The sequence below is a fragment of the Streptosporangium jomthongense genome (genome assembly GCF_042650425.1).
Classification (GTDB): Bacteria; Actinomycetota; Actinomycetes; order Streptosporangiales; family Streptosporangiaceae; genus Streptosporangium.
Genome location: NZ_JBHSBC010000035.1, coordinates 18,841 through 31,452 on the forward strand (window position 1 = coordinate 18,841; position 12,612 = coordinate 31,452).

At 72.8% G+C, this 12,612-nt stretch carries 1 protein-coding gene; it reads right to left on the reverse strand.

Features of this window, described 5'->3' with window-relative positions; all coding sequences use genetic code 11:
• The gene (locus tag ACFOYY_RS30515) at positions 1 to 12,234 is read right to left on the reverse strand and encodes an amino acid adenylation domain-containing protein (protein WP_386194383.1); all 12,234 of its coding nucleotides are present in this window, start codon (positions 12,232 to 12,234) and stop codon (positions 1 to 3) included.
• Positions 12,235 to 12,612 lie beyond the last annotated feature (378 nt).

The following is a 12,612-nucleotide window of genomic DNA, read 5'->3' on the forward strand; positions in this document are numbered from 1 at the left end:
TCAGACCTCCTCGCGGGGCGCCGAACGCCGCTCGGCGTGGCGGGCCAGGGAACGCAGCGCGCCGGCGAAGTCCTCCGCGAGCTTCGACACCGTGGACGGGTCGTACAGGTTCTGCGAGTAGTACCAGTCGAAGGTCAGGTGGCGGTCGCGGATCGCGCCGACGATCTCCAACGGGTGACCGACGTGTTCCAGCGGGCTCTGCTCCTGCCCGATCGGGTCGTGGAAGGCGTGGTAGAGGCCTTCTCCCGGCGCGGTGCCGGACTGGCCGTGGTAGTTGAAGGCGACCTGCGGGCGCGGCCGGCCGGCGAGTGCGGTGCCGGGGGAGCCGGGCGGGCTGAGGTGGCGCAGCAGGCCGTACCCGAGGCCGTTGCCGGGGATCGCGCGAAGCTGCGCACGCACGGTCCTGACCAGCGCCGCCCAGTCGTTGCCGCCGGGCACGGTCAGGGCGGCCGGGTATTCGCTGGTGAACCAGCCGACGGTCCTGGTCAGGTCGAGGTCGTCGAAGACGTCCTCACGGCCGTGTCCCTCCAGGCCGATCACGACCTGCTCCTGGCCCGTCCACCGGCACAGCGTCCAGGCCAGCGCGCCGATCAGCACCTCGCTCAGCCGGGCACGGAACACGGCAGGCGCGCCGCGCACGAGCGCCCAGGTCTCGTGCTCGGACAACGAGCACGGCGCGGTCGAGACCGAGCCGACGAGGCTCTCGCCGTCGTGGTCCGTGGGCAGCGGCGCGGGATCGGGCAGGCCGGTCCAGTACGCCGCCTCACCGTCGAGCCCGCCCCCCACCGTGTGCTCGGCCAGCCGGGCCGCCCACTGGCGGAACGGCGAGGTCGCGGGCCCGAGATCGACGGGTGCGCCGCCGGCCGCCTGCCGGTAGGCGGTCTCCAGATCCTCGGTCAGGATTCGCCAGGACACGGCGTCCACGATGAGGTGGTGCGCGGTCAGGTACAGCCAGGGCCGCCGTTCCGCGCCGAGGTCGAGGAGCAGGGCGGACCACAGGGGGCCATGTTCCAGGTCGAACCCCAGATCAGCGTCGGTGGCCAGTTCGTTCGCCGCGGCTCGCAGCTCGGCCTCGCCCGTCAGATGGGACAGGTCGTGGCAGGTCAGCGGGACGGCCGGCGCGGGCACGGCGAGCTGCGACCAGTCCCCGGTGCGGGGCCGGGAGCGGTCACGTTCGAAGCGGAGCCTGAGGGCGTCGTGCCGTTCGGCCAGGGCGGCGAGCGCGGCCCGCAGCGCGGGCTCGCCGACCGGGCCGGACAGCTCCACCAGCATCGACTGGTTGTAGTGGTGCGGCGCGACCCGCCGCGGCAGCAGGAACTCGCGCTGCACGGGCGTCAGCGGCACCGGCCCGTCCACGACCGCACCGGAGGAGGCGGTCTCGGCGACCGGCTGGGCGACGGGCGCCAGTTCGGCGATCGTCTGGTGCAGGAAAAGGTCCTTGGACGTGATCCACACCCCCGCCTGCCTGGCCCTGGCCACCATCTGCATGCTGAGGATGGAGTCGCCGCCGAGGTCGAAGAAGTTGTCCTCGACCCCGAACGAGTCCGCGTCCACGCCGAGCACTTCGGCCCACGCCTCGGCCAGAGCCCGTTCGACGTCGTCGCGCGGGGGGAGCCGGTCCGTGCCCGCCGCCGCCGTCGCGCCGGGAGCGGGCAGGGCGCGGCGGTCGACCTTCCCGCTGGTGTTCAGCGGCAGATCCGCCAGCGTCACGAAGAGGTGCGGCACCATGTACCCGGGCAGTGAGCGTTTGGCGAAGTCGCGCAGCGCGCCGGGCTCGGGCGCGGCGCCGGGAACGGGGACCACGTACGCGGCGATGCGCGGCGACCCCGGGTCGTCGAACACGGCCGCGGCGGCCTGCGCCACGTCCGGGTGCTCGCAGAGCACGGCCTCGATCTCGCCCGGCTCGATACGGAAGCCGCGCACCTTGACCTGGTCGTCGGTGCGGCCCAAGTACTCGATCAGCCCGTCGGGCCGCCACCTGGCCAGGTCGCCCGTCCGGTACATGCGGCCGCCCGGCTCCTCGAAAGGCCCGGCCACGAACCGTTCCGCGGTCAGGCCCGGCCGGTTGAGGTAGCCGCGCGCGAGCTGGTCACCGGCCAGGTACAGCTCTCCCGCGACCCCGACGGGCACCGGGCGGAGCCGGTCGTCCAGCACGTACGCCCTGGTGTTCCAGGTGGGCCTGCCCACGACGGGCCGCTCGCTGTCCGACAGTCTGCAGTACAGGGTGTCGACCGTGCACTCGGTCGGCCCGTAGTAGTTGTAGCCGGTGGTGCCGGGCGCGTCGCGCAGCTCGCGCCAGAGCTGCTCGCCGACCGCCTCACCGCCCAGCATGAGTACGGCGGGCCGGTGACGGGCGGAGGTGAGCAGGCCGCGTGCGGTGAGCTGTTCGGCGTAGGAGGGCGTGAGGTCCAGCAGGTCGATCCGGTGCCGGGCGACGTAGTCGATCAGCGCTTCCGGGTCGCGTCTGGTGAGGTCGTCGATCACGTGCAGCTCGTGGCCGTCGGTCATCCACAGCACGCCCTCCAAAGAGGTGTCGAACGTGAACGCCGCGGTCACCCCCGCCTTGATCGGCTGGGTGGTCTCGGCGCGCATGAGGTCGGCCCGGTGGTCGAGGAACAGGTTGGCGAGTCCCCGGTGCTCGACGACCACGCCCTTTGGCCGTCCCGTCGAGCCCGACGTGTAGATCACGTATGCCGGGTGCGCCGGATGCGGCCGCACACCGGGCCGCGTGTCAGGCAGGCCGTCCAGCAGCGCTGGATCGTCCAGCAGGACGACGTCCACAGGCTCGGGCGGTTCGAACGCGGAGTCGCGGTCGGTGAGGACGATCAGCGGCCGGGCGTCGTCCAGCATGTACGCCATCCGCTCCCGAGGCAGTCCGGGATCCAGCGGCAGGTAGGCGGCCCCGGCCTTGAGTACGGCCAGCAGCGCGACCACGGTCCGTTCGCTGCGCGAGCCCGCGAGCCCCACCAGCGTCTCGGGCCCCGCCCCCCGGGCGCGCAGCAGGTGCGCCAGGCGGTTGGCGCGGGCGTCGAGCTCGGCGAAGGTGAGCGCGCGGTCACCGAAGACGAGCGCGATACGGTCGGCGTTCGCCGCCGCGCACTCCTCGAACAGTTCGGCGAACAGGGCGGGCGGGGTGTCCCGGCGGGTGTCCTGCCAGCCGGTCACGGCCTGCTTGAGCTCCGTGTCCGTCATGATCGGCAGCTCCGCCACGGAACCCTGATGACCTGCGGCGATGGCGTTGAGCAGGGTCGTCAGGTGCCCGGCCAGACGGTCGGCGGTCGAGTGGTCGAACAGCGCGGTGCCGTAGCCGACGGCGGCGGTCAGCCGGCCGCCGTGCTCCAGGAAGTCCACGGTCAGGTCGTGGCTGACCTGGTCGGAGACCGCGGGCAGCGGCGCGGTGCGCAGCCCCGGCAGATCGGGGTCGGCCGAGGGCGTGTTGTCCAGGACGACCATGACGTCGACGAGCGGGTTCCTGCTCGGGTCCCGTTCGGGCCGCAACACCTCGACGAGTTGCTCGAACGGTACGTCGTCGTGTTCGAACGCCTCCAGCACCGTATCCCTGACCTGCGCCAGGAACGCCGCGAACGACGACGACTCGGTCACCGTGGACCGCAGCACGACCGTGTTGACGAAGAACCCGACCAGCCCTTCCAGCTCGGCGCGCCCGCGTCCCGAGGCGGCGGTGCCGACGGCGACGTCCCGTTGGCCGCAGATCCTGGACAGCAGGATCGTGGTGGCCGCGACCAGCACCATGAACAGGGTCGCGTCATGCTGTCTGGCCACCGCCTTCAGCCCGTCCAGCGTGTGCGCCGGGAGGTCGAGCAGGCGGATCGCGCCGTCGGCCCGCCGTACCGGGGGGCGTGGGTGGTCGGTGGGCAGGGCCAGGGGGGTGAGCCCGGCCAGCCGCTCCCGCCAGTAGGACGGGTCGGACGGGTGACGGCGCTGCCAGGCCGCGTAGTCGGCGTACCTGATCGGCAGCGGCGCCAGCTCGGGGGCGTCGCCGCGCAGCGCGGCCGCGTAACAGGCGCCGAGCTCGGCGGCGAGCACGCCCATCGACCAGCCGTCGGTCACGATGTGGTGCATGACCAGCGCGAACGCGTGCTCGTCCGGTCCCATCCTGATCAGGGTGGCCCGCAGCAGCGGGCCGCGGCGCAGGTCGAAGGGCAGGGACGCCTCCCGCCCGAGAAGGTCGTGCGTCGCGGACTCGGGGTCGTCGTGGCCGGACACGTCGATCACGCGCAGCGGCAACGGTCCGGGCTGCAGGATGGACTGCACGCCGCGGCCTTCGACGTCGCCGAAGACCGTACGCAGCGACTCGTGTCTGGTCACCAGCCGGTCGAGTGCGGTACGCAGCGCGGCCACGTCCACCTCACCGGACAGACGCAGGCCGAACACGGTGTTGTACTCGGAGCTGTCCGGCTCGAACTCGCTCAGGAACCACAGCCGCTGCTGCGCGAACGACAGCGGCAGGCCGTCGTCGCCGTCCGCCCGCCCGATGGCCTCCTGCGGCGCGGCGGCCCCGAGCGTCCTGGCGAAGGAGGCGATGGTGGGCGTGTCGAAGAGCTGGCGGGGCGAGGGCGCGGCGCCGAGCGCCGCACGTACCCGCGAGATCACCTGGATGCTGAGGATCGAGTCGCCACCCAGGTCGAAGAAGTCGTCCTCGACGCCGATCCCCGCCGGATCGCGGCGCAGCACCTCGGCCCAGATCCCGGCGAGCAGCCTCTCCGTGGTGTCGCGCGGCGGGACATGGGGCACGGCGGCGTCGAGCAGGCCGGCGGGGGCGGGCAGGGCGCGCCGGTTCAGCGTGCCGCTCGGGGTCATCGGCAGCGCGTCGATCCTGACGTACGCCGACGGCACCGCCTGAGCCGACACCCGCCCGGCCAGGAACGCCCGCAGTAGGGCCGGGTCGGGTGCCTGCTCGCCGGTGGGAACGACGTACGCGACGAGCCGCATCCGCCCCGCCTCGTCCTGCCGTCCGACCACCGCCGCGGCGGCGACCTGGGGATGCGCGACCAGCGCCGATTCGACCTCGCCTGGCTCGACACGGAACCCGCGTACCTTGACCTGGTCGTCGACCCGTCCGACGATCTCCAGTACGCCGTCGGCCCTGCGGCGGCCGAGATCGCCGGTCCGGTACATGCGTCCCGGGGTGAACGGGTCGGGTGAGAAGCGTTCCTCGGTCAGGTCGGGCCGGTTCCAGTAGCCGCGCGCCACCCCGTCACCGGCGATGTGGATCTCGCCGACCACGCCGATGGGCACCGGCCGTCGTTCGGCGTCCAGCACGTACACGCGGGTGTTGGCGAAGGGCCGCCCGATCGGCACGTACGTCCTGTGCCCCATCGGGTCGGCGCCGAGCTGGAACACGGTCGAGTCAACGGTCGTCTCGGTGGCGCCGTAGGCGTTCACGATGACGGTGCCGGAGCCGAGCCGGTCGAGTATGCGCCGGGCCTCGCCGACCGGCCAGCCCTCGGAGCCGACCATCAGCACCCGCAGCGAGCCGGGACCGTCCAGCTCCTCGGCGATGGCGCGGGCCAGCGCGGGCACGGTCACCAGGAGTTCCGCGCGCGTGTTCTCGATCAGGCGGGCGATGGCGAGCGGGTCGCCGAGCCGTCCGCTCGGACAGATGATCATCTCGCCGCCGAGCACCGCCGACAGCAGGAAGTCGCCGAAGAACAGGTCCACCGACTGGCTGGAGACCGACAGGCATCGGGGCGAGGTCCCCGCCAGGCCGTAACGGGCGTCCCAGGCACGCAGCATGTGGCAGACGTGGCGATGCTCGACCATCACGCCCTTCGGTCTCCCGGTCGAGCCCGACGTGTAGATCACGTACGCCAGGTCGCCGGGGGTCACGTCCGTGTGGGGCGCGGTGGCGGGGTGCCCGGCCAGGTCGGCGTCGTCGAGGCAGACGAACGCCGCCCGGCCGCGTTCCAGCCGGTCGAGCAGCCTCGTCTGGGTGACCACGATCGGGGCGGCGGCGTCCTCCAGCATGGATTCGAGGACCCGAGGCGGATGGTCGGGGTCGAGTGGCACGAACGCCGCGCCCGACTTGAGCACGCCGAGCAGCGCGACGACGGCGTCCAAGCCGCGTTCGACGCACACGCCGACCAGCGTGCCGGGCCGCGCGCCCAGCCCGATCAGGTGGTGAGCCAGCCGGTTGGCCCGCTCGTCCAGGGCGGCGAAGCTCAGCGCGGTTTCGCCGCAGCTCACGGCGGTGGCGTCGGGGGTGCGGGCGGTCTGCTCCGAGAACAGCTCGTGCACGGGACCGGCGGCGGGGAAGGGGACGACGGTGTCGTTCCACTCCACGAGCAGCCGATGCCGCTCGGACTCCGGCATGACAGGCAGCTCCGACACCCGGCAGGTCTCGTCGCCGGCGAACGCGCCGAGCATCGTCTCCAGGTGGCCGAGCAGCCGCTCCGCGGTACCCGCGTCGAACAGGCCCGGGTCGTAGTCGAGCGCCAGGGTCAGCTCGCCCGCCGCGTACGCGGTGATCATGAGCGGGTAGTTGCCGTGCTCGTCACCGGTGTGCTCCAGCACGCGGACGCCATGGTCACCGGCGGCCTCCGGGTAGTTCTCGAACACCATGACGCTGTCGAAAAGCGGCACACCGCCCGCCAGGCCGGCACATCTCTGCACGTCCGCGGGGGACAGGTAGTCGTACTGGCGGCCTTCGACCTGAGACTCCTGCAGCCCGCGCAGCCAGCCGACCAGGTCGGCGTCGCCGTCCACGTCCACGCGCACGGGCAGCATGTTGATGAACAGGCCGACGATCGACTCCGACCCCGGCAGTCCGGAGGGGCGGCCGGAGACCGTGGCGCCGAAGCACACGTCGCGCTCGCCCGAATACCGTGAGAGCAGGATCGCCCAGGCGCCCTGGAGCAGCGTGTTCACCGTCAGCCGGGCGCGGCGGGCCCGCTCGTACAACGCGTGCGAACGTTCGGGCGACAGGCTCAGCCGTACGGCGGCGGCCGAGCGCGACCCGTGCGCCCTGACCGGCGGCCGGTCGAACGGGAGCGGCGTCGCCGCGGTGAACCCGTCCAGCTCCCGCCGCCAGTGCGCCTCCGCCGCCGCCCGATCCTGCCGCCCCAGCCACTCCACATAGTCCCGGTACGGCCTGCGCGCCGGATGCGTGCGACCCGCGTACCGCTCGAACACCTGGGTCAGCACCTGTGCCGCGCTCCAGCCGTCGAGCAGCAGGTGATGCGCCGTCCAGAACACCCGCACCCGCGTGTCGGACAGCCGCGCCACGGCCAGCCGCATCAGTGGCGCCCGGCCCAGGTCGAGCCGCCACCGGGCACGGCCCTCCCACATGCGCGCGGCCTCGGCGCTCCTGGCCTCCTCGGTCAGCGCGCGCCAGTCGTGACGCTCGACGGGGATCGTGGCGTCGCGCCGCACGACCTGCAGCGGCTCGGGCACCCCCTCCCACACGACCGCGGTACGCAGCGCCGGGATGTCCGCGGCCACCTCCTGCCAGGCGCGCACCAGCCGCTCCGGATCGTCCACGCCGTCGAGCAGCAGGTTGAAGTGCGAGGCGTAGGTGTCGCCCGCGGGGTCGGACAGCGAGTGGAACAGCAGGCCGCTCTGCACGGGCGTGAGCGGGTAGACGTCCTCGACGGCCCGGCCGTCGCCCGCGATCCCGTCCAGCGCCGCCTGGTCCAGCCGCGCCAGCGGGAAGTCGGACGGCGTGCACCCGCCCGCCCCGGGACGCGCGCAGTGCTCGGCGATCTCCCCGAGCGCCGCCACGAGCTGCCCGGCCAGCCGGTTCACGGTCTCCTCGCGGTGCAGCCGGGCCGAGTACGACCAGCCGATCTCCAGCCGGTCGTCGCGTACGACGGCGTTGACCTCCAGCAGGTGAGCCCGAACCTGCCCCGGGACGCGCTCGGTGCCCTCGGGGACGGGCAGCAAGCGCGGGAACGGGCCGCCGGGCGAGCCGTGGGCGTCCATGCGCCCCAGATAGTTGAAGGCGACCTGCGGCCTCGGGTCGTCACGCAGCTCCTCCCCTGAAGGGGACAGGTAACGCAGCGCGCCGTACCCGAGACCGCGCGATGGAACGGCTCTGACCTGCTCCTTCACGGACTTGAGCAGGTCACCCCAGTCACCGCCCGGCATGTGCAGCACCAGGGGCGAGACCGTGGTGAACCACCCGACCGTCCTCGACAGGTCCACCTCCGGGAACAGCTCCTCGCGGCCGTGGCCCTCCACCTCGACCAGCACCCGGTCACCGCCCGCCCACCCGGTCAGCACCCGGCCGAGCGCGCCGAGCAGCACGTCGTCCATCCGCGCCCGGTACGCCTCCGGCACCTCGCGCATCAGCCGCCGGGTGACCTCGGGGCCGACAGTGCTGGTCACCGTACGCAGGTCACCGGCGAGGTTCTCGCCGCCGCCGTCCAGTGGCAGCACCGCCGCACTCCTCGCCAGCTCACGGGTGCGTCGCCAATGGTCCAGCTCGTCGTCGAAACCGCCCGAGAGAGCATGCTCGCGCAACCGCAGCGACCAGGAGCGGAACGAGGTGGTACGCGGCCCGAGCCTGATCGGCTCACCCGCCGCGGCCTGCCGCAGGGCGGTCTCCAGGTCGGGCAGCAGGATCCGCCACGAAACGCCGTCCACGGCCAGGTGATGGACGGCCAGGTACAGCCGCCTGGACTCGCCGGACGTGACCAGCAGGGCCTTGACCAGCGGCCCGCTGTCCGGCGCGAACGTGATCTCGGCTTCCTCGCCGGGCCGTTCCGCCCTGCGCAGGATCGTGCCGTGCTCGGTCCCGGCGTTGTGCTGGCGCCACCCACCGTCGCCGTCCCGCTCCAGCCGCAGGCGCAACGCGTCGTGCCACTCGACCAGGGCGCGCAGGGCGGCTTCGAGCGCGTCCTCGTCCACGTCGGGGGCCAGCTCAAGGCAGACCGCCTGGTTGAAGCGGGACAGGCTGTCGGCCATGTTCTCCAGGAACCAGTGCTGGATCGGCGTCAGCGGCACGTCGCCGCTCACCCGCTCGTCCCCGCCCGCGTGGTCCTCATGCCCCGCGGGGACGAGGGCCGCCGTCACGGCCAGGTCGGCGACGTTCTGGCGCAGGAACATCTGCCGCGGCGCGACCTCCAGTCCCTGCGCCCTGGCCCCGGCCACGACCTGGAGCGCGAGGATGGAGTCGCCGCCCAGGTCGAAGAAGTTGTCCCGGACGCCGACCCGGTCCACGCCGAGCACCCGCGACCACACCCCCGCCAGGACACGTTCGGTGGGGGTGCGCGGCTCGACGTACTCCTCGCCGCTGTCGCGCTCGCCGGGTGGCGGCGGCAGCGTACGGCGGTCGACCTTTCCGCTGCGGGTCAGCGGCAGCTCGGGCAACGGTACGAACGCCGCGGGCACCATGTGCTCGGGCAGCCGCCGGCGCAGGAAGTCGCGCAGCTCGCCCGGCGTGACCCCGCCGTCGGCCGGCACCGGGTAGGCCACCAGCCGTTTTGCCCCGCCCGCGTCCTCCTTGACCGCCACCGCGGCGGTGACCACGGCGGGATGCGCGGCCAGCGCCGCCTCGACCTCGCCCAGCTCGATACGGAACCCACGCAGCTTGACCTGGTCGTCGGCGCGGCCCGCGTGCTCCAGCCTGCCGTCGGCCAGCCAGCGTGCCCTGTCGCCCGTCCGGTACATGCGCGTGCCCGGCGGCCCGTACGGGTCGGCCACGAACCGCTCGGCGGTCAGCCCGGGCCGGTTCGAATACCCCCTCGCCAGCCTCGTACCACCGAGATACAGCTCGCCCGGCACGCCGATCGGCGCCGGCCGCAGCCGCGCGTCCAGCACGTACGCCCTGATGCTCGGGAAGGGCCGTCCGATCGGCACCGGTCCGGGATCGGCGTCGGCCGCCGTCAGCGGCCCGCCCAAAGTCGCGCCCACCATGGTCTCGGTTGGCCCGTACCCGTTGAACAGGCGCCGGCCCCGCGACCACGTCCGCACGAGTTCCGGCGGGCAGGTCTCGCCCGCCACGATCAGCACCGCGCCGTACGGCACTCCGCCGAGCGGCAGCGTCGAAACCGCGGTGGGCGGCAGCACGGCGTGGGTGACGCGCTCGCGTGCCATCAGCCCGGCCAACGGCGCGCCGGGCGGACGCTCCTCGTCGGTGGCGATCACCAGTGTGCCGCCCGACAGCAGCGCCCACACCAGCTCCCAGAACGCGCCGTCGAAGCTCAGCGACGCGAACTGCAACACCCGCGCGTCCGGCCCGGCGTCCAGGCGTTCCCGCTGGATGAGCACCATGTCGTGCACACCCGCGTGCGTCACCACGACGGCCTTGGGCCGTCCCGTGGAACCCGAGGTGTAGATCACGTAGGCGGGGTGATCGGGGTTGACGGAGGGGAGCGGGGTGGGGTGCGGGCCGGTCAGGGCGTTCTCGACGGCCGGGTCGTCCAGCGCCACGGCGGGCACACCCGGGGGCAGCCTGTCCACGCCCTCGCGGGTGGTGAGCGTGAGCACCGGCGCGGTGTCGTCGATCATGGTACGGATCCGGTCGGCCGGATAGTCCAGGTCGATCGGCAGGTAGGCAGCGCCGGAGCGGAGCACGCCCAGCACGGCCGCGACCATGTCGATCGAGCGCGGCAGGGCCACCGCAACATACCGCTCGGGCCCCGCGCCCTCGGCGGCCAGCAGCCCGGCGATGCGCTCGGCCCGCTCGGCCAGCTCCCCGTAACGTACCGAGCGCGGGCCGCACACCACCGCCTCGGCGTCCGGCCGGGCCTCGGCCTGCTCGGCGAACAGCTCGCTCACCGTGCGCGCGGGCGGCCCGGTCCCGTCGCCGCACCACAGCGACGTCAGCAGCGTCCGCTCGGCCTGGCCGAGCGGCGAGATCTCGGCCAGCGGCCGGTCGGGGCCGTCCGCGACCTCCTTGAGCAGGCACGTCAGATGCGCCGCGATTCGCTCGGCCGTCCCCGCGTCGAACAGCGTCGCGTTGTAGGCCACGCTCCCCGCCAGCGCCCCGTCGCGCTCGGCGAAGTCGAACGACAGGTCCATGCTCGCCGCCAGCACGGGCGGCTCCAACTCCTCGGCCAGCAGGCCGGCGAACGCCGCCGACGCCGCCGACAGGTTACGCAGATTGACCGCGACCTCGGTGAGCGGCGGCCTGCTCGGGTCACGTTCCGGCCGCAGCGCCTCCACCAGCCGCTGGAACGGCACCCCGTCGTGGGCGAACGCGTCCAGCACACCCGCCCGCGTACGCCGCAGCAACTCGTCGAACGACACGCCCTCGTCCACGTCACCACGCAGGACCAGCGTGTTGACGAAGAACCCGACCAGGTTCTCCAGCTCCACCCGGTCCCTGCCCGACACGACGGTCGCGACCGCGACGTCAGGCCGTCCCGTGTACCGGGCCAGCAGCAGGTGCACGGCCGCGACCAGCGTCATGAACAACGTCGCCCGGTTGCGCTCGCCGGCCTCGCGCAGCCGCCCCACCACCTCGGCCGGGATCTCGAACGTGTGCCGCGCCCCGGCCGAGCTCCTGACCGGCGGGCGGGGACGGTCCGTCGGCAGGTCCATCGGCGTGAACCCGTCCAGCCGGTCGCGCCAGTACACGAGCTGCTTCCCGGCCTGCGGCCCCGCCGTCAGATTCCGTTGCCAGGCGGCGTAGTCCGCGTAACGCAGGGGCAGCGGCGCCAGGCCCGCCGGTTCGCCGCCGAGCGTGGCGGAGTACAGGGCGGCCAGGTCGTCCAGGACCAGCCGCGAGGACCAGCCGTCGGTGACGATGTGGTGCGCGTAGGCCGTCAGCACGTGCTCACGCTCGCCCAGCCTGATCAGCCGGGCCCGGAACACCGGACCTTCCCGCAGGTCGAAGGGCTGCCGCGCCTCCTGTTCGAGTACGCGGTCCAGCTCGCCCGGCCGTCCCGTCAGGTCGGTGACCTGTAACGGGACCTCCATGTGCGGCGCGACCTCGCGCACGCCACGGCCGTCACGCGACCCGAACGTCGACCGCAGCGTCTCATGCCGTTCCACCAGCGCGTTCAGCGCGGCACGCAGCGCGGGCACGTCCAGCGGCCCGGTGAGCCGCACGATCAGCGGCACGAGATAGTCGAGGGCTTCCGGATCCAGCTCGTACATGAACCAGAGGCGTTCCTGCGCGGGCGAGAGCGGCAGCGGTCCTGAGCCGTCGATCGCGGGTATCGGCTCCTCGGCGGGCGACGACTGCCCTGACAGGCGCCGCAGAAGCTGCTCGCGCAGGTGCTCGGGCAACGCCTGGATGCGCTCGTCGCGCGGGGAAGAGATATGCACGGGGAGTTTCTCCAATGTCCTGCGGTGTTCGCCGCGCCTGGATAACCCGTCTGATCACTCATCGCCGAAACAGCGGTGAGCAGGCTGTGAACCCCTGGAGGCGGACTTCCGGTACAACCGATCTTTTCAACGCCGGCCCGGCGGTTCCAGGGCCTTGAATCGACGGCTAAAGAGCCAGCTCAACGGCCACCTCCGACGAAAAGCAGGAAAACGCGCCATCGCCGGGCGCAAAAAAGCGGTTGCTCCGCCAGCGAAATGAGCGCCCTGTGCAGGGCTGTCGTAAAGCGCGGCAACGGGGGCGGTTTTCCGAAGACCGCTGGGAAAGGCATGACCTCCCCGGCGAAGACGGTCGAATTCCTGAGGCGGCGATGTGAGGAC